Origin of the sequence: Streptococcus sp. HMSC034E12 (genome assembly GCF_001835915.1) — a bacterium.
In the GTDB taxonomy this organism is placed as follows: domain Bacteria; phylum Bacillota; class Bacilli; order Lactobacillales; family Streptococcaceae; genus Streptococcus; species Streptococcus vaginalis.
On the sequence record NZ_KV826452.1, the window covers coordinates 46,622 to 67,831 of the forward strand.

General features: G+C 41.6%; 21 protein-coding genes. 20 read left to right on the forward strand and 1 reads right to left on the reverse strand.

The window, feature by feature from the left end:
* The first annotated feature begins 253 nt into the window (after nucleotides 1–253).
* The 9 genes from HMPREF2574_RS07255 to HMPREF2574_RS07295 all read left to right on the forward strand — a co-directional run bounded on the left by HMPREF2574_RS07255 (nucleotide 254) and on the right by HMPREF2574_RS07295 (nucleotide 8,939).
* Nucleotides 254–1,405, forward strand: coding sequence for an iron-containing alcohol dehydrogenase (locus tag HMPREF2574_RS07255; RefSeq protein WP_070812377.1), 1,152 nt, complete (start codon nucleotides 254–256; stop codon nucleotides 1,403–1,405).
* A 625-nt stretch (nucleotides 1,406–2,030) separates the two neighbouring features.
* A complete protein-coding gene (locus tag HMPREF2574_RS07260; RefSeq protein ID WP_070584532.1) occupies nucleotides 2,031–2,735 on the forward strand; it encodes an N-acetylmannosamine-6-phosphate 2-epimerase in 705 nt (234 codons plus the stop codon).
* Nucleotides 2,736–2,780: 45 nt separating this feature from the next.
* A complete protein-coding gene (locus tag HMPREF2574_RS07265) occupies nucleotides 2,781–4,106 on the forward strand; it encodes an ABC transporter substrate-binding protein (protein WP_070812378.1) in 1,326 nt (441 codons plus the stop codon).
* Between the two features lie 111 nt (nucleotides 4,107–4,217).
* Complete coding sequence (locus HMPREF2574_RS07270; RefSeq protein WP_024052868.1) at nucleotides 4,218–5,105, forward strand: carbohydrate ABC transporter permease; 888 nt, start codon at nucleotides 4,218–4,220, stop codon at nucleotides 5,103–5,105.
* A gap of 16 nt (nucleotides 5,106–5,121) precedes the next feature.
* The gene (locus HMPREF2574_RS07275) at nucleotides 5,122–5,952 is read left to right on the forward strand and encodes a carbohydrate ABC transporter permease (RefSeq protein ID WP_003027230.1); all 831 of its coding nucleotides are present in this window, start codon (nucleotides 5,122–5,124) and stop codon (nucleotides 5,950–5,952) included.
* Nucleotides 5,953–5,965: 13 nt separating this feature from the next.
* Entirely contained in the window at nucleotides 5,966–6,421 is a 456-nt protein-coding gene (locus tag HMPREF2574_RS07280; protein WP_022526425.1) for a NanQ anomerase/TabA/YiaL family protein, read from the forward strand.
* 24 nt (nucleotides 6,422–6,445) lie between these two features.
* On the forward strand, nucleotides 6,446–7,093 hold the full coding sequence (locus HMPREF2574_RS07285; RefSeq protein ID WP_070812379.1) for a YesL family protein: 648 nt from the start codon (nucleotides 6,446–6,448) through the stop codon (nucleotides 7,091–7,093).
* Nucleotides 7,094–7,118: 25 nt separating this feature from the next.
* Nucleotides 7,119–8,039, forward strand: coding sequence for a dihydrodipicolinate synthase family protein (locus tag HMPREF2574_RS07290; RefSeq protein ID WP_024052867.1), 921 nt, complete (start codon nucleotides 7,119–7,121; stop codon nucleotides 8,037–8,039).
* A 15-nt stretch (nucleotides 8,040–8,054) separates the two neighbouring features.
* Complete coding sequence (locus HMPREF2574_RS07295; RefSeq protein WP_024052866.1) at nucleotides 8,055–8,939, forward strand: ROK family protein; 885 nt, start codon at nucleotides 8,055–8,057, stop codon at nucleotides 8,937–8,939.
* A 54-nt stretch (nucleotides 8,940–8,993) separates the two neighbouring features.
* On the opposite strand, the gene HMPREF2574_RS07300 is transcribed toward HMPREF2574_RS07295, so the two are convergent.
* The gene (locus HMPREF2574_RS07300; RefSeq protein WP_070241475.1) at nucleotides 8,994–9,839 is read right to left on the reverse strand and encodes a MurR/RpiR family transcriptional regulator; all 846 of its coding nucleotides are present in this window, start codon (nucleotides 9,837–9,839) and stop codon (nucleotides 8,994–8,996) included.
* A 236-nt stretch (nucleotides 9,840–10,075) separates the two neighbouring features.
* On the opposite strand from HMPREF2574_RS07300, the gene HMPREF2574_RS07305 reads away from it, so the two are divergent.
* The 11 genes from HMPREF2574_RS07305 (at nucleotide 10,076) to thrC (ending at nucleotide 21,161) form a co-directional block, all read left to right on the forward strand.
* Nucleotides 10,076–10,399 (forward strand): hypothetical protein, encoded by a 324-nt coding sequence (locus HMPREF2574_RS07305; protein ID WP_003027241.1) that lies wholly within the window; start codon nucleotides 10,076–10,078, stop codon nucleotides 10,397–10,399.
* Complete coding sequence (locus HMPREF2574_RS07310) at nucleotides 10,389–12,347, forward strand: V-type ATP synthase subunit I (RefSeq protein WP_070812380.1); 1,959 nt, start codon at nucleotides 10,389–10,391, stop codon at nucleotides 12,345–12,347. Before HMPREF2574_RS07305 ends, HMPREF2574_RS07310 begins: the two co-directional genes overlap by 11 nt.
* A gap of 96 nt (nucleotides 12,348–12,443) precedes the next feature.
* Complete coding sequence (locus HMPREF2574_RS07315; protein ID WP_024052863.1) at nucleotides 12,444–12,923, forward strand: V-type ATP synthase subunit K; 480 nt, start codon at nucleotides 12,444–12,446, stop codon at nucleotides 12,921–12,923.
* A gap of 46 nt (nucleotides 12,924–12,969) precedes the next feature.
* On the forward strand, nucleotides 12,970–13,560 hold the full coding sequence (locus tag HMPREF2574_RS07320) for a V-type sodium ATP synthase subunit E family protein (protein ID WP_024052862.1): 591 nt from the start codon (nucleotides 12,970–12,972) through the stop codon (nucleotides 13,558–13,560).
* Nucleotides 13,561–13,571: 11 nt separating this feature from the next.
* Complete coding sequence (locus tag HMPREF2574_RS07325; RefSeq protein ID WP_024052861.1) at nucleotides 13,572–14,582, forward strand: V-type ATPase subunit; 1,011 nt, start codon at nucleotides 13,572–13,574, stop codon at nucleotides 14,580–14,582.
* On the forward strand, nucleotides 14,572–14,892 hold the full coding sequence (locus HMPREF2574_RS07330; protein ID WP_003028571.1) for a V-type ATP synthase subunit F: 321 nt from the start codon (nucleotides 14,572–14,574) through the stop codon (nucleotides 14,890–14,892). Before HMPREF2574_RS07325 ends, HMPREF2574_RS07330 begins: the two co-directional genes overlap by 11 nt.
* Before the next feature lie 7 nt (nucleotides 14,893–14,899).
* Nucleotides 14,900–15,595 (forward strand): GNAT family N-acetyltransferase, encoded by a 696-nt coding sequence (locus tag HMPREF2574_RS07335; RefSeq protein ID WP_070584522.1) that lies wholly within the window; start codon nucleotides 14,900–14,902, stop codon nucleotides 15,593–15,595.
* Between the two features lie 104 nt (nucleotides 15,596–15,699).
* Nucleotides 15,700–17,463, forward strand: a complete 1,764-nt coding sequence (locus HMPREF2574_RS07340; RefSeq protein ID WP_024052859.1) for a V-type ATP synthase subunit A — start codon at nucleotides 15,700–15,702, stop codon at nucleotides 17,461–17,463.
* Between the two features lie 13 nt (nucleotides 17,464–17,476).
* The gene (locus HMPREF2574_RS07345; RefSeq protein WP_022526413.1) at nucleotides 17,477–18,868 is read left to right on the forward strand and encodes a V-type ATP synthase subunit B; all 1,392 of its coding nucleotides are present in this window, start codon (nucleotides 17,477–17,479) and stop codon (nucleotides 18,866–18,868) included.
* Between the two features lie 13 nt (nucleotides 18,869–18,881).
* On the forward strand, nucleotides 18,882–19,505 hold the full coding sequence (locus tag HMPREF2574_RS07350; RefSeq protein WP_024052858.1) for a V-type ATP synthase subunit D: 624 nt from the start codon (nucleotides 18,882–18,884) through the stop codon (nucleotides 19,503–19,505).
* Between the two features lie 171 nt (nucleotides 19,506–19,676).
* Nucleotides 19,677–21,161, forward strand: a complete 1,485-nt coding sequence (gene thrC / locus HMPREF2574_RS07355) for a threonine synthase (protein ID WP_070241480.1) — start codon at nucleotides 19,677–19,679, stop codon at nucleotides 21,159–21,161.
* Nucleotides 21,162–21,210 lie beyond the last annotated feature (49 nt).

Genomic DNA, 21,210 nt, shown 5'->3' on the forward strand with positions numbered 1-21,210 from the left:
GTTGTGAAAAAAGGAGGGCGGTCATGTTTCAATTGTTGGTATTTGATAGGGACGATGTCATTGTGTATACAGAAAATCTTATACTTCTCTTTGCCTTAAAATATCATAATAGACTGATAAGTTTTGAATCTGTAAATTTGATACTAAAATAATGAAAAGTTGATGTTGCAAAAAGCATTATGAGTGTTATAATATAGCTGTGTAAGCGGTTTCTAAAATAGATGATATTTATAAAAAATAAGGAGGACATATAATGTCAGTATTTTATGTTCCATCAGTTAATCTTATTGGTTGTGGTGTGATTAATGAAATAGGTGGTCATATCAAAGAGTTGGGGTATAAGAAAGCTCTCTTGGTGACAGACCATTATATTGCAAGTAGTGACATTTTACCTAAGGTAACTGCACCACTTGATAAGGAAGGCATTGAGTATGTCGTTTTTAGTGATGTTGATCCGAATCCAACTGTTAAAAATGTTGAAGATGGTTTAGCTGTTTTGCGAGATAATAATTGTGATTTTATTATTTCACTTGGTGGTGGTTCGCCGCAAGATGCTGCAAGTAGTATTTCAATTCTTGCAACGAATGGTGGGCGTCCGCAAGATTACGAAGGTGTTCACAAATCAAAGGAAAAAGGCTTGCCGGTTGTAGCAATCAATACGACAGCAGGAACATCAGCTGAAATCACGATTAACTATGTTATTACTGATGAAGAGCGTAAAGTGAAAATGGTTATGGTTGACAAGAATAGCCTTGCACTCCTGTCAGTAAATGATCCAGAATTGATGATTTCAAAACCAAAAGCTTTGACGGCTGCAACGGGTATGGATGCCCTTACACATGCGGTTGAAGCTTTGGTAACACCAGGTGCATACAATGTAACGAAAAAATTATCTATTGGTGCAATTGAGTTAATTAAAGAATTTTTGCCACGTGCTGTTGAAAATGGCCATGACATTGAAGCACGCGAAGCGATGGTTAATGCGATTTTCCTAGGTGGTATGGCCTTTAATAATGCTGGGCTAGGTTATGTACATTCTATGGCTCATCAACTTGGAGCAGTTTACAATCTTCCTCACGGTGTTTGTTGTGCCATGCTTTTACCGGTTGTAGAGCGTGAAAATGCAAAACGTGTGCCAGAAGCATTCCGAAATGTTGCAAAAGCTCTTGGTCTCCATACGGAAGGCAAAAGTGATAAAGAATGCGCTGATTATGCCATTTCTGAAATTGAAAAATTATCAGCAACTGTGGGTATTCCGAAAAAATTGACAGAACTGGACATTAAAGAAGAGGAATTTGACTTTGAATACCTTTCTAAAAATGCACTCATTGATGCTTGTGCACCAGGAAATCCATTTATGCCAACCCTAGAAGAAACGATTGCTCTTTACAAAGAATTGTTTTAAGCACTGATTTATCATAAAAATAAGCTACCGATGAAATTTTCGGTAGCTTATTTACGTTTTCAATTTTTATGCTTGCCCAATATGTCCCCTACCTCTGGTTCGTTCGTAAAATAAAATTGGCAAATATTGACTGATAATCTTTTGTGAGGAGTCGCGTGGCATAAAATATTATAAAACACTTCAACGGACTTTTTAAAAAGAAATTTAGACGGACGCCAGGACAATATCGCAAAGAACACCAGCACTGAGAAACTTTTAAACTTTTATTCAAAAGCGACTCTGGCTGATACTCCTGAAAAAAGCGTTCCCCCTTGCTAATTCTATTATAAGGTCTCCATTCTGGAAAATTCTTGGGGGAAAGCTTGTGACGATGTGGTAGATAGCGCTCGCAGAGATGTAGTCTTTTGCGTGCCTCAGAGGCAATGTGCGATAATGATAGTATCATGTTAAAATGATTATCTCTCTGAAACTACTTTCAAGATTTAAGAGAAAAGTGAGCATTATCAGAAATTAGAACCTAAATATCGGATGTTATTGAAAGCGTTTAGAAAAACAGCTATAATAGTACCGTGAGATTGAAAGCGCTTTAAAGATTGATCTACAATAGCAAAGGAGAAGGCTACCTATGGCACAAATGACAAAAGACGAGCTGATTGCCAAAATAAAAGATGGCATCATTGTTTCCTGTCAAGCCTTGCCACACGAACCGCTATATACTGAAGCAGGTGGAGTTATTCCCCTTTTGGTAAAAGCGGCTGAACAAGGAGGAGCTGTTGGCATTCGAGCTAATAGTGTTCGGGATATTAAGGAAATTAAAGAGGTTACTTCGCTGCCAATCATCGGCATTATCAAGCGAGATTATCCACCTCAAGAGCCATTTATTACCGCAACGATGCGAGAAATTGATGAACTAGCATCTCTGGATATTGAAGTAATTGCTTTTGATTGTACAAAGCGGGAACGTTTTGACGGTTTAAAGATTGCGGATTTTATCAAGCAAGTGAAGGAAAAATATCCTCATCAATTGCTCATGGCAGATGTGAGTATCTTTGAAGAGGGTGTGGCTGCAGCAGAAGCAGGTGTGGATTTTGTGGGTACAACATTGTCAGGTTACACCTCTTATAGTTTGCAATGCGAGGGACCGAATTTTGACTTAGTAAAAAATTTATGTGATGCAGGTTTGGATGTCATTGCGGAAGGAAAAATCCATTATCCGAGTGAAGCCAAAACCATTCATGACCTAGGTGTTAGAGGAATTGTAGTGGGTGGTGCCATTACGCGTCCCAAAGAAATCACAGAGCGTTTTGTTGCAGCAGTAAGTGAAAAGTAGGAACAATTTTATCCTAAAAAGGATGACAATAAAAGGAGAAACAATATGAGGATGAAGAAAATACTTTGTTCGTTAGTTGCAGGAGCTGCAATTTTATCTTTGGCAGCATGTGGAAATTCAGGTGGTTCAAACAAATCAGCTGATTCAGGAAATTCCTCTGGCAAGACAGAGATTACTTGGTGGGCTTTCCCAGTCTTCACGCAAAAAAAGGCCAGCGATGGTGTTGGTACGTATGAAAAAGAAATTATCAAAGCATTTGAAAAAGCTAATCCAGATATTAAAGTGAAATTAGAAACTATTGACTTCAAATCTGGTCCAGAAAAAATCACAACAGCTATTGAAGCAGGAACAGCGCCAGATGTGCTGTTTGACGCACCAGGACGGATTATTCAATATGGTAAAAATGGTAAATTGGCAGAATTGAATGATCTCTTTACTGATGACTTCGTCAAAGATGTTAACAACAATCAAATCATTCAGGCCAGCAAAACTGGTGACAAAGCCTATATGTATCCAATTAGCTCTGCGCCATTTTATATGGCATTGAACAAGAAAATGCTGAAAGAAGCTGGTGTGTTAGACCTTGTTAAAGAGGGCTGGACAACTGCTGACTTTGAAAAAGTATTAAAAGCATTGAAAGCTAAAGGGTATACTCCTGGCTCACTCTTCAGTAATGGTCAAGGTGGTGACCAAGGTACACGTGCTTTCATTTCAAATCTTTATGGTGGTTCTGTAACAGATGATAAGGTGACAAAATATACAACGGACAGTCCAAACTTTGTCAAAGGTTTGAACAAAGTAGTGAGCTGGATTAAAGATGGTTTGATGACAAACGGCTCTCAATTCGATGGTGGAGCAGATATTCAAAACTTTGCGAATGGGCAAACTTCTTATACTGTTCTTTGGGCACCTGCGCAAAATGGTATCCAAGCAAAATTGTTGAAGGCAAGTGGCGTTGAAGTTGTTGAAGTACCATTCCCGTCAGACAATGGCAAACCAGCTTTGGAATACCTTGTAAATGGCTTTGGCATCTTTAACAATAAAGATAAAAAGAAAGTAGAAGCTGCTAAAAAGTTTGTTAAATTTATTGCGGATGATAAAAAGTGGGGGCCAAAAAATGTTGTTCGTACAGGTGCCTTCCCAGTCCGTTCCTCATTTGGAAAATTATATAATGACAAACGGATGGAAACAATCAACACTTGGACAAAATATTATTCACCATATTACAACACGATTGATGGATTTGCAGAAATGAGAACACTCTGGTTCCCAATGTTGCAATCTGTTTCAAATGGCGATGAAAAAGTTGAATCTGCTTTGAAGACCTTTACAGAAAAAGCAAATGAAACCATTAAAAAAAGTAAAAAATAAATAATGTAACGATTTCCCTTTTTCTGTTGTTGGTTTCATAAAATAGGAAAAGGGAATTTTTTATCAAAAAGAGGAGGTCAGTATCTCCTCTAGCTAAATGAGGTGTTGAATGTGAAAGTGAATAAAATAAGAATGAGAGAAACGGTGATTTCCTATGCTTTTTTGGCACCAGTTCTATTATTCTTTATTGTCTTTGTATTGGCACCGATGGTGATGGGATTTGTAACGAGTTTCTTTAATTATTCTATGACATCCTTTTCATTCGTTGGATTGGACAATTACTCACGAATGTTTAAAGATCCAGTCTTTATTAAATCTCTCATTAATACGGTGATTATTGTTATTGGTTCGGTACCAATTGTTGTGTTGTTCTCTTTGTTTGTGGCTTCTCAAACCTATAGTCAGAATGCGATTGCACGGTCATTTTATCGGTTCGTCTTCTTCCTGCCAGTGGTGACAGGGAGTGTAGCTGTAACGGTTGTATGGAAATGGATTTACGACCCACTGTCAGGGATTTTGAATTTCGTACTGAAATCAGGTCATGTTATCAACCAGAATATTTCTTGGCTGGGTGATAAGCATTGGGCGTTGATGGCGATTATTGTGATTTTGCTGACAACTTCTGTCGGGCAGCCTATTATTCTCTATATTGCTGCTATGGGAAATATTGACAATTCATTGGTAGAAGCTGCGCGTGTTGATGGAGCGACAGAACTGCAAGTTTTCTGGAAGATTAAATGGTCAAGTCTTTTGCCAACAACTCTGTATATTGCGATCATTACAACAATCAATTCTTTCCAATGTTTTGCCTTGATTCAGCTATTGACATCTGGAGGGCCAAACTATTCAACCAGTACATTGATGTATTACCTGTATGAAAAAGCCTTCAAGTTATCTGAATATGGTTATGCCAATACCATGGGGGTATTTTTAGCTGTCATGATTGCTTTGATTAGCTTTGCACAATTCAAGATTCTTGGAAATGACGTCGAATATTAAAGAAAGGAGAGACAAGATGAAACAGAAAAAAATGAGTGCCTTTACGGTAATTTCAACGATTATTCTCTTGGTGTTGACCGTTCTCTTTGTTTTTCCTTTCTATTGGATTTTAACAGGGGCTTTCAAATCGCAGCCAGATACGATTGTCATTCCACCTCAATGGTGGCCTAAGATGCCAACATTAGAAAATTTCCAACAGCTGATGGTGCAAAACCCAGCCCTGCAATGGATGTGGAATAGTGTCTTTATTTCACTAGCAACGATGTTTTTGGTTTGTATCACATCTTCCTTAGCAGGTTATGTTTTAGCGAAGAAACGCTTTTATGGTCAACGAATCCTTTTTGCAACTTTTATCGCTGCCATGGCTCTGCCTAAGCAAGTTGTGCTGGTTCCTCTGGTTCGTATTGTCAATTTTATGGGAATTCATGATACACTAGCTGCAGTTATTTTGCCTCTTGTCGGTTGGCCTTTTGGGGTTTTCCTCATGAAGCAATTTAGTGAAAATATCCCAACGGAATTGTTGGAATCTGCTAAGATTGATGGCTGTGGTGAAATTCGGACTTTTTGGAATGTAGCTTTTCCAATTGTAAAACCAGGTTTTGCTGCCCTTGCCATTTTTACCTTTATCAATACATGGAATGATTACTTTATGCAATTGGTCATGCTGACATCGCGGCAGAATCTAACGATTTCACTAGGGGTAGCAACGATGCAGGCGGAAATGGCGACCAACTACGGTTTGATTATGGCTGGTGCTGCTATGGCAGCTGTTCCGATTGTAACCGTCTTTCTTGTCTTCCAAAAATCCTTCACGCAAGGTATTACTATGGGAGCTGTGAAAGGATAAGGAGGCTGACCAAATGATTTTCGATGAATTGGAAAATCTCGCCCACTACAAAGGTATCTATGAGAATTTGGATTGTGCCATTGATTATCTCCTGACTCACGATTTAAACGATTGTGAGTTGGGACGGTATGAGATTGACGGAGAAAAATCCTTTCTGTTTGTGCAGGAAAATGAATTGAGTTCCGAAGTGACAGATGAATGTGAATTTCATCAAGCTTATCTGGATTTGCATTTTCTCTTGGAAGGGCATGAAGTCATTCAATATGGCACAAGAGTAAAAGAAGTAAGAGAATCGTATGATAAAAAGAAGGATATTGGGTTTGTGATTTGTGAGCAGCTCTATCCACTTTATTTGGACAAGCAGAATTTTGCTGCATTTTTGCCCAACGAACCACATCAGCCCAATAGATTTGCTGCTAAAGGTGATAAGGTCAAAAAATGTGTCGTAAAAGTTTTGCTCAATGATTAAACTAATTGATTAGGAGGTAGAACCATGGAAAAGAGAGGTTCTCAGTTAATACGAAGTATATTTGATACAGATAATTTCTTTATGAAAATATGTGAGAAAATATTAGATTTGGTGACTGTGAACCTCATCTTTCTTTTGTCTTGTCTGCCGATTGTCACGATTGGCATTGCAAAAGTTAGTCTATATCAGACCTTGTTTGCAATCAAGGGTGCACGTCGTGTAAAAGTCACAGCAACGTATGTACAAGCATTTAGGAAAAATTGGAAGGTCGGTTTAAAACTTAGTTTGCTAGAGCTGCTGATTGTAGGAATCAGTCTATTTGACCTCCTGCTTTTTTGGAGGCAGGAAACCATGCCGTTTCACATGTTAAAAGCAACCTGTATCGGCGTCATCATTTTTGCTAGTTTGCTATTTTTATGTGTCTATCCTTTGGCAGCTAAGTTTGAAATGACGGTAAAAGATCTCTTACAAACAGGACTGATCATGGTGAGTTTGCATTTTCTGTGGTTCTTTTTGATGATAGCCTTATTAGCTGTAATTGTCTTTTTACTCTCTAGTTCAGGATTTGTATTGCTACTGGGCTTTACTCTTTTTGTATTAGTTGGCTTTGCAGCCTTAGGGTTTTTGCAATTGCCTATTATGGAAACTATTTTTAATAAGTATAAACGATAAAACCAATTAACTTGGAGAATAAAATATGAGAGATTTAAAAAAATATGAAGGGGTCATTCCGGCCTTCTATGCTTGCTATGATGATCAAGGCGAGATTAGTCCAGAGCGCGTGCGAGCTTTGGTAGAATATTTTCTCGTCAAAGGAGTTCAAGGATTGTATGTCAATGGTTCATCTGGTGAATGTATCTACCAAAGTGTTGCTGATAGAAAATTAATTTTGGAAGAAGTAATGGCAGTGGCAAAAGGGAAATTAACTATTATTGCTCACGTCGCTTGCAACAACACCAAGGATAGTATGGAGTTAGCGCGCCATGCAGAAAGCTTGGGAGTGGACGCTATTGCGACCATACCACCGATTTATTTTCGTTTGCCAGAATACTCGATTGCTCAATATTGGAACGATATTAGCGCAGCTGCCCCACATACAGACTTTGTGATCTACAATATTCCGCAGTTGGCAGGTGTAGCTCTAACGCCAAGTTTATATACAGAAATGCTCAAAAATGAACGTGTGATTGGCGTGAAGAATTCTTCCATGCCTGTCCAAGACATTCAAACCTTTGCAGCACTTGGTGGGGAAGACCACCTCGTCTTTAATGGGCCAGATGAGCAATTTTTAGGCGGCCGCCTGATGGGAGCAAGAGCAGGTATCGGCGGAACATATGGGGCTATGCCAGAACTTTTCTTAAAGCTCAACCAATTGATTGCCGACAAAGAATTGGAGAGAGCAAAAGAATTACAATTTACCATCAACACTATTATCGGAAAATTAACTGCTGCTTATGGAAATATGTATTCTGTCATCAAGGAAGTCTTGAAAATCAATGAAAATCTAAACATTGGTTCTGTCCGTTCTCCATTAACACCAGTGACAGGCGCGGATCGTCCGATTGTAGAAGAAGCGGCGCGTTTGATTCGTGCAGCTAAGAAAACATTCCTATCATAGAAAAAGAGGTGGATTATGGGAAAATACATTGCCATTGATATTGGTGGAACAAATATCAAATATGGTCTGATTGATAATACCGACACCTTGCTGGAAGCGCATGAAATACCAACAGAGGCCCATAAGGGCGGTCCAGAAATTTTGCGCAAGGTGAAGGGGATTGTAGCAAGTTATTTAGAGCAGACTTCGGTTGCTGGGATTTGTATTTCCTCAGCTGGAATGGTCGATCCAGATAAAGGAGAAATCTTTTATGCTGGCCCTCAGATTCCGAACTATGCAGGTACTCAGTTCAAGAAAGTGTTGGAAGAAGCATTTTCCATTCCTTGTGAAATTGAAAATGATGTCAATTGTGCTGGTCTGTCGGAAGTCATGTCAGGCAGCGGCAAGGGAGCGAGTATTGCGATTTGTTTGACGATTGGGACGGGTATCGGTGGCTGTTTGCTGGTGGATGGTCAGGTTTTTCACGGTTTTAGTAATTCAGCCTGTGAAGTCGGTTATGTGTATCTATCAGATGGTGCATTCCAAGATGTGGCTTCAACGACGGCCTTGGTCAATTATGTAGCAGAACTTCACGACGAAGAACCTACTATGTGGAATGGAAGGCGCATTTTCAAGGAAGCAACAGAAGGAAATGTACGCTGTATCCAAGGTATTGACCGCATGGTCAACTATCTGGGACAAGGGATTGCTAATATCTGTTATGTGGTTAATCCAGAAGTGGTGATTTTAGGTGGCGGCATTATGGAGCAAGAGGCCGTTCTTCGTCCTCGAATTGAGGCTGCTATGAAAGCCTGCTTGGTACCAAGTATCGCTAAAAAAACCAAGCTCGCTTTCGCTTACTATCAAAATACAGCAGGAATGTTTGGTGCCTATTATCATTTTAAAAATAAACAACAATAGATAAAAAGAGCAAGCGAGGTTCTCAGGAAAATCTGAACTCAACTTGCTCTTTTGTTATTTATGTCGTTGGTAGTAACCATTTAATTTTTTATTTTCCCAATAGCTGTTGAAGATTTTTTCTTTTTTCTCCCGATCAATTTCAAGGAAAAAGGCATAGAGTAAGTCAATCACCAGCAACATAGAAAATTGAGCTGAGATGCGCAAAATATACTCTGGTTTGCTTTGAATGGCAACAGGAATGATTTCCGTAAATTGTTGGTCAACTTTGTCTGATTGGCCTGTTACCAATACAGTTTTAGCTCCCATTGCTTTGGCATCCATCAGACTATTGATGATAGATTGGGTTTGTCCTGATAAAGAGAAACCAATCACCAAGCAATTTTTGTCTAAAATACTGGTCGTCCAAGCAAAGCCGTCTTGATCTGTCAAAGCTTCGCAGATGACCCCAAGCCGCATGAAGCGCAGTTTCATATCACGAGCTACCAACCCTGAACTACCAATACCAAAAAAATACACTCGATCCGCTTCTTCGATAAACTGCACCACACGCAACAGTTTTTCTTCATCAATCAATTCCTCTGTCTGTTGTCGAATTTGAGTATAATTTCGCAAAACTCTACGGGACACATCGTGTTGTAAGTGGTTGGTTTCTTCTACATTATTTTGCAATTGATGAATATATTGAAAATTAAACTCTCTGTAACCTTTAAATCCACATTTTTTTGCAAAGCGAGTAAGTGCCGCCTGGGAGATGTAAAGAGTTTGCGCAACTTTTTGCGAAGAAAGGTCGTCGTAGATACTAGAAGGATTTAAAAAGTAGTTTGCAATCCGCTTTTCTAAGTCGGTCATGCTGTCAAAATGGCTTTCGATTCTCGCCATAATATGTCGCGTATTTTTCATAGATGTACTCTCTTTACTTGTAGTGATATAGAACAAATGTTTTGAAAAACCTATTTGTATTATAACATAGTTTTACAAAATAAGACGCTGGGTAGCTTGATAAATAGCACACGGTGAAATGATTTCAATTAAGCGCAGAAAAGGAATAAAACTCTGTGACGAATGGTTTGAAAATGTGTTATAATTTACACAAGTAAACGTTACAGCCATTGTATAATACAAAGGAGGTGCAAGATATGACGAACGCTACTCTTGAGCAAATGCAAGAAATTGAGCGAGCAGCAGATGAAGTGCTAGCTGGTTATCAACATCAGATTCGGGAGTTGCAAGACCAAGCTGCTAGGGATTTGAAGCAGCTAGGGCGAGCCTATGATGAAGAAAAACAACAGTTGCTTATTGAGTTAAAGGAACAATCTGAAAAAGAGATTGCTAGCTTGACACAAGACTTGGAAAAAACGAAACAAGAGAACGAAGAAAAAGTCCAAGCAGCTTTGTCAAATAAAAAAGAGGCGTTACTGCAAATGATTGTAGACAGGGTGGTAGAAAAATATGGCAATTAGTCAAATGCAGGAGTTGTCGCTGCTGTTGCCAAGAGAATTGTTGGATGAAATCCTTTCCTATCTGCAAAATCTCCAATCGGTTGAAATTCAGGATTTACAAACAAAAGAGACCTGGAAAGGTGCTTTTGAGAAAGAGTTAGTGTGGAATCCTGATACATCTTTTTCGGAACACCTTCAAGCTTTGACTCGGCGGCAGGAAAAACTCGCACGTATGATTGAAAACCTGCAAGCATTTGTTCCTAAGAAAAAAATGCTGGAAACATTGAAGGAAGCTCCGTTGGAAACAAGCTTTGTCAGTTTAGAACAGGTGGGGCAAGCGCGTGACGAAGAAGCGTTTCTTGTGGCGATTCAGCAACAATTTCAAGTGTTGGCAAGAGCACAAGAAGTCAAAGAAACGGCTCAGTCGGAAGTAGCGGAGTTGGAAAAATGGGCAAGCTTAGACGTTACTCCAGTAGCATTTAAGCAATTTAAACATTTTCGTGCGTTTGTGGGAACCATTCCAACCAGTGGAAACAATCAGTTCAATATTCGATTGCAGGATTATCCTAATCTGGAAGTTCGAGAGATTTTTACTAGCAGTACAGAAAAAGGAATCCTTGTGTTATGTAAAGCAGAAGTTGCTAAAGAAACCCAAGCAGTTTTGACAGAACTTGGTTTCAAGCTGTTTGAATATGCTTTTGAGGAATTGCCAAAGGAGCGTTTGGTAGCATTACAAGCGACGATAAAAGAGCAAGAAGCACTCATAACTTCAACAAAAATACAATTGGCGTCTTCAAATGAAGAATTAAAACAACTCAAGTGTCAGTTGGATTATGTATTGAATTTAACTTCTCGTCAAGAAAGCAAGGAAGCTCTTGCTAGTACACAGAATTTGGTTGCTTTAGAGGGCTGGATTGAGCAAGAGCAGATAGAAGATTTGAAAATGGGTCTTGCGCAACAATTTGGTGGGGCTGTCTTGCTTCAAATTCATGAAATGGCGGCAGCTGATAGACAGCGAGTCCCGATAAAACTTAAAAATAATGCTCTGATTGAGCCATTTGAGCTGGTGACAGAAATGTACTCGCTGCCGAAATACGAAGATAAAGATCCAACGCCCGTTGTTTCGGTCTTCTACTTTATCTTTTTTGGCATGATGGCGGCTGATATTGGCTATGGTTTGTTGCTTTTTGGCGGAACGACTTGGGCTTTGAAGGCTTTACATGTCAAGCCAAGTCTAGCAAAGAATTTACGTTTTTTTAGAATTTTAGGAATCGGCGTTGCACTCTGGGGAGTGATTTATGGTTCTTTCTTTGGCTTCAAATTGCCTTTTGCGCTCATTGATACCAGCACAGATGTGATCACTATTTTGATTATTTCGGTCGTGATTGGCTTTGTGACAGTCATGACAGGACTTTTCCTCAGTGGTAAAAAGAATATCCGCATGAAGGATTATGCGGCAGCCTATAATTCGGGTTTTGCTTGGATGTTGATTCTCATCGGGTTGGCTTTGCTAGCAGCGGGGCGACTGTTCCCAGATCTTGCTATGGTCGGCTTTATCGGAGAATGGCTGGCTACTGTAAATGCTGTGGGCATTGTACTGGTTTCTATTATCAGCGCTAAAAGTTTGAAAGGCTTGGGTCCTGCACTGTTTAATCTATACAATATCAGTAGCTATGTGGGAGACTTGGTGAGCTTTACGCGACTTATGGCTTTGGGGCTTGCTGGTGCGAGCATTGGCTCAGCCTTTAACTTAATTGTTAGTCTCTTTCCGCCTTTTGCTCGCTTTAGTATTGGGATTGTGTTGTTTCTCGCCCTCCACGGTATCAACATGTTTCTCTCCTTTTTGTCGGGCTATGTGCACGGAGCGCGTTTGATTTTTGTTGAGTTTTTTGGGAAATTCTATGACGGTGGCGGAAAAGCGTTTAAACCTTTGAAGCCGGCAGAAAAATATGTCCGCTACAAAAAATAACACAGCGAAATTATTTTAGCAGCTCAGCTAGAAGTTTTATGTCATTGACAAAATTACCAAATAAATAATGTTTACTATTAGAAATGGAGTTTATTCATGCAAGCTTTTTCATCTTATTTTTCAACTTATGGTGGTGCTTTTTTCGCAGCACTCGGTGTGGTTTTTACGATTTTCCTCAGCGGTATTGGCTCTGCACGTAATGTCGGAACAACCGGTCAGGCTGCAGCAGCCCTGTTAAAAGAGCAACCTGAGAAATTCGTCAGTGCTTTGATTTTGCAACTTTTGCCAGGTACGCAAGGTTTGTATGGTTTTGTTATCGGGATTTTGATTTTCTTTAAAATTCAACCTGAGATGGCTCTTCAAACAGGTCTAGCCCTCTTTTTTGCCGCACTTCCAATCGGAATCGTTGGTTATTATTCTGCTAAATACCAAGGAAATGTAGCAACCGCTGGCATGCAGATTTTGGCAAAGCGACCTGAAGATGTCATGAAAGGGGTTATCCTTGCTGCCATGGTAGAAACTTATGCTATCCTTGCCTTTGTTGTATCTCTTTTGATGGTTTTGAATGTAAAATGAGACAGGTTCAATGTCTTGAAACAAGATTTCATAGAAGGAGGCAGATATGGAATTTGAATCTCATTTGAGGGATTCGGTTTTGGAGCAAGCGCATGAAAATGGGCGGCAGCTATTAGCCGATGCGAAAGAATCTATTGAGCGTGAAGCCAAAGAGCAAGAAGCACGGTTGAAACAAGAAAAACTGCAACAGCGTGAGCAAGAAATAAAGGCGATCAATCGTCAGGTACAGCGTGAAGTGCAGCAGCTTGAAAATGAAAAACGTCAGTCTACTTTGGCGACTAAGGAAGGGATTTTGAAAGAATTATTTGCGGGGGCTTATGAGCAAATGACGGTTTGGTCGATCGAGCAGGAGCAGGCTTTCTTGGAGCAGGTCTTAAAAAAGTATCCGCAAGAAGAGCTTGTTTTGACAATTGGCTCACGGACATTGGTTAAATATTCGGCTGGACAATTGGAACGATTGTTAGAGCGCTATCCGCACGTAAGATTGGCTTCCTCTCCTGTGAATGGAGAAGCAGGTTTTCTCCTTTCGCGAGGCAATATTGACGATAATTACCTCTATCGCAATTTAGTAGATTCTTTGTGGCAGGAGGAGAGTTATCAGCTTGCTCAGACGATTTTCCAAGATGAAGCAGACTAAGGAGGCGTTCTATGAATGAAAAGACCTTCGCTCAAGTGAATACAGAAATTAGCATTCATGAGAATAGCTTTTTAAGCCTAGCGCAATACGAGCAGTTATTGCGAGCTTCGACTTCTGAAAGTCGGTCAACGGCTTTGGAAGGAACGGTTTATAATCTGGATTATGAGCAACTAACAGACTTAAATGCGATTGAGAGGTTTCTCATGAAACATTTGTTTGCAGAGTATGCTTGGGCTTTTGAAGTTAGTCCAGAATCTGCTTTGGTGGAGTTTTTTACGCTCAAATATACTTATCACAATCTTAAGGTATTGCTTAAGCACAAGGCGACAGGTTTGAATTTAAAGCATCTGTTGATTTCTGTTGGACCTTATCCTTTAGATATTTTGGAGCATTTGGTTGCCACCTTTTCTGCTGAACATTGTCCTAAATTGATGGCGGATGAAATGGCGGCGACTTGGGCGGAATATCAAGATTATCAAGATGTACGCGTTCTGGAAATTGGAATGGATCTGGCTTATTTCAAGCACTTAAAAAGCTTGGAGTCTACATTTGAAGACGAGCGGCTCAAGCAACTGGTGGAGTTGACGATTGATTTTTATAATGCAGTAACGGTGCAGCGAGCGATTCGGCACCAAAAACCGCACAGTTTTATGACGCAACTCTTATCTGATGAAGGCACTTTGACGAATGCGGAGTGGATTGAATTGGCAGAAAAAGGTCATCTCGCTAGCTGGTTTTCCAAAGTTAATCCACTAGAATTTGACGCAGAACTAAGCATTTATGAAGAAAAACTGCGTTCGGGTAAACTGACAAATCTTGAACTGGAGTATCTAGCAGACTTGGTTCAGTTTAAGCTCTTAGAGCAAGGGCGATTTGAAACAAGTGGTCCGCTTCTGCTGGTTCGTTATTTATTTGGAAAAGAGTTGGAAGTGAAGAATCTTCGACTTATTTTGACTGGTTTGACGAACCAGCTTCCAGTAGAGATCATCAAAGAAAGGATGAGACCGATTTATGGCCAGTAAAACTTATAAAATTGGTGTGGTGGGGAACCGCGATGCCATTCTGCCTTTTCGCCTGATTGGTTTTCAGACTTTTCCAGTCACCGAAGCGACCGATGTGGTGAATACTTTACGACGACTGAGCCGAGAAGATTTTGCTATTATTTATTTGACAGAAGACATGGCTGCTGAAATCCCTGAAACGCTGGCTTACTATGATAAGCAAGTGTTGCCAGCGATTATCTTAATCCCGACTCATAAAGGAGTAACAGGATTAGGACAGAGACGTATTCGTAAGAACGTAGAAAAAGCAGTTGGACAGGATATATTGTGAGGTTTTTATGAAAATAAATGAATTAGGCCAGCCCATTGGAGATGCCCTGCCGAATTTCAAACCGGGAGATTTGCCCAAGATGGAGCGACTAGAAGGACGGTATGTTATCGTTGAATGCCTGTCCAAGGACAAACATGGGGCGGATTTGTATGAAGTCTATGGTCCGGATTCTCCTGCTGACATGTGGACTTATCTCTTTCAAAATCCTGTTCAAAGTCAGGAAGAATGGTCGGCCTTGCTAGATCAGATGTTGACAGCTCAGGATCGTTTTTACTATGCCATTGTAGACAAGGAGAGTGGCAAGGCATTGGGCACTTTTGCTCTAATGAGAATCAATCGTGGTAGCCGTGTCATTGAGGTAGGGTCTGTGACCTATTCGCCCCAATTGAAACGAACCAGACTGGCGACAGAAGCCCAATATCTGTTGGCACGCTACGTTTTTGAGGAGCTGGAGTATCGCCGCTACGAGTGGAAATGCGATGCACTCAATCAACCTTCAAGATACGCAGCAGAAAGGCTTGGTTTTATCTACGAAGGCACTTTTCGTCAGGCAGTTGTTTATAAAGGGCGTAACCGAGACACTGACTGGCTAGCCATGATTGACAAGGACTGGCCAGCGGTCAAAATTCGTTTAGAAAAATGGCTAAGCCCAGATAATTTCGATGAAAATGGGCAACAAATAAAAGCCTTGTCTGATTTTTAAAATAAGAAGTATCAATTTTTGCTGTAGAGATAGCTAAGAAGGGTTTCAAGCTCACGGCAAGGATAGAAAATAAGCAAAAATCTCCCAAAGAATGGAGGAAGATTGTGAGTCAAGGAAAGATTATAAAAGTTTCGGGTCCTTTGGTGGTCGCCTCTGGGATGCAGGAAGCGAATATTCAGGATATTTGTCGTGTGGGCAATTTGGGCTTGATTGGGGAAATCATTGAGATGCGTCGAGATGAGGCCTCCATTCAGGTGTATGAAGAAACCTCTGGGCTTGGACCAGGAGAGCCAGTGGAAACAACGGGGAGTCCGTTGTCGGTAGAATTGGGACCGGGGCTGATTTCGCAAATGTTTGACGGAATTCAGCGGCCTTTGGCACGCTTTCAAGCGGTGACGCAGAGTGATTTTCTGGTGCGCGGAGTGCAGCTGCCTCATCTGAATCGTGAGACCAAGTGGAACTTTGTGCCTTGTCTGGAGATTGGAGCAGAGGTAACAGCCGGAGATATTCTGGGTACGGTTCAAGAAACCGAGCTGGTAGTCCACCGCATTCTAGTGCCAATTGGTGTCAGTGGTCGTGTGACCAAGATAGAAGCAGGGAGTTATACTGTCGATCAGCCTGTCTATGAGATTGAGCAGGCAGATGGCTCTATCTTTGTTGGCAGTCTTATGCAGAAATGGCCGGTTCGCCGAGGTCGCCCATTTGCTCAAAAGCTGATTCCAGAGGAGCCTTTGGTGACGGGCCAACGAGTGATTGATACCTTTTTCCCCGTGACCAAGGGCGGTGCGGCTGCTGTTCCAGGTCCTTTTGGAGCAGGCAAGACCGTTGTTCAGCACCAGGTCGCTAAATTTGCCAATGTGGATATCGTGATTTATGTGGGTTGCGGTGAGCGGGGCAATGAAATGACCGATGTACTGAATGAATTTCCAGAGTTGATTGATCCAGCAACTGGTCAGTCTATCATGCAGCGAACTGTTCTGATTGCTAACACGTCCAATATGCCAGTTGCGGCGCGTGAGGCTTCTATTTATACAGGAATTACAATTGCTGAGTACTTCCGAGACATGGGCTACTCTGTGGCCATTATGGCAGATTCGACCTCACGTTGGGCAGAAGCTCTGCGGGAAATGTCCGGGCGTTTGGAAGAAATGCCGGGCGACGAAGGCTATCCAGCCTATCTGGGCAGCCGTATTGCTGAATATTACGAACGAGCTGGTCGGGTTAAAACCTTAGGGAGTGACGAGCGTGAGGGAAGCATTACCGCAATCGGCGCTGTTTCCCCTCCGGGTGGAGATATTTCTGAGCCAGTCACGCAAAACACTCTGCGGATTGTCAAAGTTTTCTGGGGCTTGGACGCTCAGTTGGCACAACGTCGCCATTTCCCTGCGATTAACTGGCTTAGCTCTTACTCGCTTTATCTAGACGAGGTGGGTCAATATATCGATCAGCATGAGCAGTTGGCTTGGTCGGAAAAAGTGACCAAGGCGATGAACATTCTCCAAAAAGAGAGTGAGCTACAGGAAATTGTGCGGCTGGTTGGTCTGGATTCTCTGTCTGAAAGGGATCGTCTCACCATGAATACAGCAAAGATGATTCGTGAGGATTACCTGCAGCAGAATGCTTTTGATGAGGTTGATGCCTACACTTCCTTTAAAAAGCAAGTGGCTCTGCTCACTAATATCCTAATATTTGATGAGGAAGCCAATCGTGCCTTGAATTTAGGTGCTTACTTTACTGAAGTCATGAATGGTACTGTGGAGCTACGCGATCGGATTGCCCGCTCTAAATTTATCCCAGAGGATCAGTTGGAAGCAATTCGCAGTTTGGATACCGCTATTCGAGAAAAACTGCATGATATTCTTGCCTAAGGAGGAGCAATCAATGAACGTGATTAAAGAATACCGTACCGTCAGTGAAGTTGTCGGTCCCTTGATGATTGTGGAGCAAGTCGAAGGTGTGCATTTTAATGAGCTGGTGGAAATCCAGCTCCATGACGGAACCAAGCGTCAGGGACAGGTCTTGGAAGTGCAGGAAGACAAGGCGATGGTGCAGCTGTTTGAAGGCTCCAGCGGTATCAATCTAGAAAAAGCCAAGGTTCGTTTTACCGGCAGACCGCTTGAATTGCCAGTGTCAGAAGATATGGTAGGACGAATTTTCAACGGTATGGGCAAGCCTATTGACGGTGGACCAGATATTTTGCCGGAAAAATACTTGGATATTGACGGTCAAGCCATCAATCCAGTCGCGCGAGATTATCCCGATGAGTTTATCCAGACTGGAATTTCAGCCATTGATCACCTCAATACCTTAGTTCGAGGACAAAAATTGCCAGTTTTCTCTGGGGCGGGTCTACCCCATAAGGAATTGGCTGCCCAGATTGCTCGTCAAGCTACGGTGCTCAATTCAGAAGAAAATTTTGCAGTAGTCTTTGCGGCCATGGGGATTACCTTTGAAGAAGCCGAGTTTTTCATGAATGACTTGCGAGAAACGGGAGCTATTGACCGCTCTATCCTCTTTATCAATCTAGCCAATGATCCTGCTATTGAGCGGATTGCGACACCGCGGATTGCCCTGACTGCTGCTGAATATTTGGCTTATGAAAAAGACATGCATGTTCTCGTCATCATGACAGATATGACCAACTACTGCGAGGCCTTGCGCGAAGTATCCGCAGCTCGTCGAGAAGTGCCGGGACGTCGAGGTTATCCGGGCTATCTCTATACCAATCTTTCCACCCTTTATGAACGGGCGGGGCGCTTGGTGGGGAAGAAAGGCTCTGTGACGCAGATTCCTATTCTCACCATGCCTGAGGATGACATCACTCATCCCATTCCTGATTTGACGGGTTACATCACCGAAGGCCAGATTATCCTGTCGCGTGACCTTTACAACAGTGGGTATCGTCCACCGATTAACGTACTGCCGTCTCTTTCGCGCCTCAAAGACAAGGGTTCTGGCGAAGGAAAGACTCGGGGAGACCATGCAGCAACCATGAATCAGCTCTTTGCGGCTTATGCACAAGGCAAACAAGCCAAAGAATTAGCGGTTATATTAGGAGAATCAGCCTTATCTGACACCGACAAGCTCTATGTTCAATTTACCGATCGATTTGAAAAAGAATATATCAATCAAGGTTTTTATACCAATCGGACGATTGAAGAAAGTTTGGATTTAGGCTGGGAATTGTTGTCTATTTTGCCACGGACGGAGCTTAAGCGGATCAAGGACGACATGATTGATCAATATTTACCAGAAAGTAAACAGCAAGCCTAAGGAGGTTATCTGAATGGCTCGTTTAAATGTCAAACCAACCCGAATGGAGCTGAACAACCTGAAAGAGCGCCTGAAAACAGCTACTCGCGGTCATAAACTTCTCAAGGATAAGCGAGATGAACTGATGCGTCGTTTCATTGAAGCTGTTCGCGAAAACAACCGCCTTCGCCAAAAAGTTGAAACAGCTCTGGTTAGTCACATGCAGGATTTTGTATTGGCGAAAACCTTGGAAAGTGACCTCATGGTAGAAGAGATTTTTGCTGTCCCTATGCGAGAAGTCAACCTCCATATCGAACAGGAGAATATCATGAGTGTGCAGGTGCCAAAAATGCATGCTCATATTGATAATCCTTATGGTGATGATGAGGGAGATGTGGTTTATAGCTATGTGGCTTCTAACAGCCAGATGGATGAGACGATTGAGGATATGGGCAACCTATTGCCCGACCTCCTACGCTTAGCAGAAATTGAAAAGAGTTGCCAGCTGATGGCAGATGAGATTGAAAAGACCCGCCGTCGGGTCAATGGCTTAGAGTATGCAACCATTCCAGATCTCACAGAGACCATTCATTATATCGAGATGAAGCTAGAAGAAGCCGAGCGCGCTAGTCTAGTGAGAGTAATGAAGGTGAAATAAAAACAAAACGGATGGTGGATTCTATGAACTCACGTCCGTTTGTTTTTTTGAGGTAGCTATATAAACAATAAAAATCTCCAACTCCACTCTCTCACATTTCCCATAAAATGCGGGAATTTTCTGATAAATCATGTTATAATAGAATAGACTACACGAAAGGGACGGAAATTCATGACTTTAGTTTATCAATCAACGCGTGATGCAAACAATACGGTGACAGCCAGTCAGGCTATTTTGCAGGGGTTAGCAACGGACGGTGGTCTCTTTACGCCGATTTCTTATCCGCAGGTAGAATTGGACTTTGCAAAACTCAAAGACGCTTCTTATCAGGAAGTTGCAAAATTGATTTTATCCGCTTTTTTAGATGACTTTACAGATCAAGAGCTGGATAACTGCATTAACAATGCCTATGACAGCAAGTTTGACACGCCAGAGATTGCTCCCCTGGTAAAACTGAATGGGCAATACAATTTGGAACTATTCCATGGTGCTACGATTGCTTTCAAGGATATGGCCTTGTCTATCCTCCCGCATCTGATGACGACATCAGCGAAAAAACATGGCTTGAAAAATAAAATCGTCATTTTGGCAGCGACTTCTGGTGATACTGGAAAAGCAGCTATGGCAGGCTTTGCGGATGTTCCGGGAACAGAAATTATCGTCTTTTATCCTAAAGATGGTGTCAGCAAAGTTCAGGAGTTGCAGATGACTACTCAGATCGGGAACAATACTCACGTGGTAGCTATTGAGGGCAATTTTGATGACGCCCAGACCAATGTTAAACGTATGTTTAATGACGCGGCTCTTCGTGAGCGTTTAGCTACACATCAGTTGCAATTTTCTTCTGCTAACTCCATGAATATCGGGCGCTTGGTGCCACAGATTGTTTACTATGTCTATGCTTATGCACAGTTGGTTAAGACTGGTCAGATTCAAGCAGGCGAAGCAGTTAATTTTGCTGTTCCAACTGGAAACTTCGGCAACATCTTGGCAGCCTACTATGCTAAACAAATCGGTCTTCCGGTGGGCAAGTTGATCTGTGCTTCTAATGAAAATAATGTCCTAACAGATTTCTTTAAGACACATGTTTATGACAAAAAGCGCAGCTTTAAGGTAACTTCTAGTCCGTCTATGGATATTTTAGTTTCTTCAAACTTAGAGCGTTTGCTTTTCCACCTGTTAGGAAATAGTGCAGAAAAGACAGCGGATTTGATGAAGTCTCTCAATCAGCATGGTCAGTATGAGTTGACTGATTTTGACCCAGCTATTTTAGAACTCTTTGCGGCAGAATATGCCACCGAAGTTGAGACAGCAGCTGAAATCAAACGAGTTTATGAGGCGTCTGATTACATTGAAGATCCGCACACAGCGGTCGCTTCAGCTATTTATCAAAAATACCGGACAGCTACAGGTGATGAGACTACGACTGTTATTGCTTCAACCGCCAGTCCTTACAAATTCCCAGTTGTGGCAGTCGAAGCTGTAATGGGACAAAGTTGTCTTAGTGACTTTGAAGCCTTAACAAAACTCCACGAGATTTCAGGAGTTGCAGTGCCTTCTGCAGTTGCTAACCTAGAAACCGCACAAGTTCGCCATAAAACGACTGTCGCTGCTGACCAGATGCAGGCAGCAGTAGAAAGCTATTTAGGACTTTAATAATCTAATAAATTTTTGTAACAAACACTCAGCTGGTAGCCAACTGAGT

Coding starts and splice junctions, on each gene's coding strand:
- HMPREF2574_RS07310 (WP_070812380.1), top strand. CDS start 10,389: ATGGCAATTAGTCAAATGCAGGAGTTGTCGCTGCTGTTGCCAAGAGAA.
- HMPREF2574_RS07320 (WP_024052862.1), top strand. CDS start 12,970: ATGGAATTTGAATCTCATTTGAGGGATTCGGTTTTGGAGCAAGCGCAT.
- thrC (WP_070241480.1), top strand. CDS start 19,677: ATGACTTTAGTTTATCAATCAACGCGTGATGCAAACAATACGGTGACA.
- HMPREF2574_RS07335 (WP_070584522.1), top strand. CDS start 14,900: ATGAAAATAAATGAATTAGGCCAGCCCATTGGAGATGCCCTGCCGAAT.
- HMPREF2574_RS07260 (WP_070584532.1), top strand. CDS start 2,031: ATGGCACAAATGACAAAAGACGAGCTGATTGCCAAAATAAAAGATGGC.
- HMPREF2574_RS07275 (WP_003027230.1), top strand. CDS start 5,122: ATGAAACAGAAAAAAATGAGTGCCTTTACGGTAATTTCAACGATTATT.
- HMPREF2574_RS07315 (WP_024052863.1), top strand. CDS start 12,444: ATGCAAGCTTTTTCATCTTATTTTTCAACTTATGGTGGTGCTTTTTTC.
- HMPREF2574_RS07325 (WP_024052861.1), top strand. CDS start 13,572: ATGAATGAAAAGACCTTCGCTCAAGTGAATACAGAAATTAGCATTCAT.
- HMPREF2574_RS07255 (WP_070812377.1), top strand. CDS start 254: ATGTCAGTATTTTATGTTCCATCAGTTAATCTTATTGGTTGTGGTGTG.
- HMPREF2574_RS07290 (WP_024052867.1), top strand. CDS start 7,119: ATGAGAGATTTAAAAAAATATGAAGGGGTCATTCCGGCCTTCTATGCT.
- HMPREF2574_RS07295 (WP_024052866.1), top strand. CDS start 8,055: ATGGGAAAATACATTGCCATTGATATTGGTGGAACAAATATCAAATAT.
- HMPREF2574_RS07345 (WP_022526413.1), top strand. CDS start 17,477: ATGAACGTGATTAAAGAATACCGTACCGTCAGTGAAGTTGTCGGTCCC.
- HMPREF2574_RS07285 (WP_070812379.1), top strand. CDS start 6,446: ATGGAAAAGAGAGGTTCTCAGTTAATACGAAGTATATTTGATACAGAT.
- HMPREF2574_RS07265 (WP_070812378.1), top strand. CDS start 2,781: ATGAGGATGAAGAAAATACTTTGTTCGTTAGTTGCAGGAGCTGCAATT.
- HMPREF2574_RS07330 (WP_003028571.1), top strand. CDS start 14,572: ATGGCCAGTAAAACTTATAAAATTGGTGTGGTGGGGAACCGCGATGCC.
- HMPREF2574_RS07300 (WP_070241475.1), bottom strand. CDS start 9,839: ATGAAAAATACGCGACATATTATGGCGAGAATCGAAAGCCATTTTGAC.
- HMPREF2574_RS07280 (WP_022526425.1), top strand. CDS start 5,966: ATGATTTTCGATGAATTGGAAAATCTCGCCCACTACAAAGGTATCTAT.
- HMPREF2574_RS07305 (WP_003027241.1), top strand. CDS start 10,076: ATGACGAACGCTACTCTTGAGCAAATGCAAGAAATTGAGCGAGCAGCA.
- HMPREF2574_RS07350 (WP_024052858.1), top strand. CDS start 18,882: ATGGCTCGTTTAAATGTCAAACCAACCCGAATGGAGCTGAACAACCTG.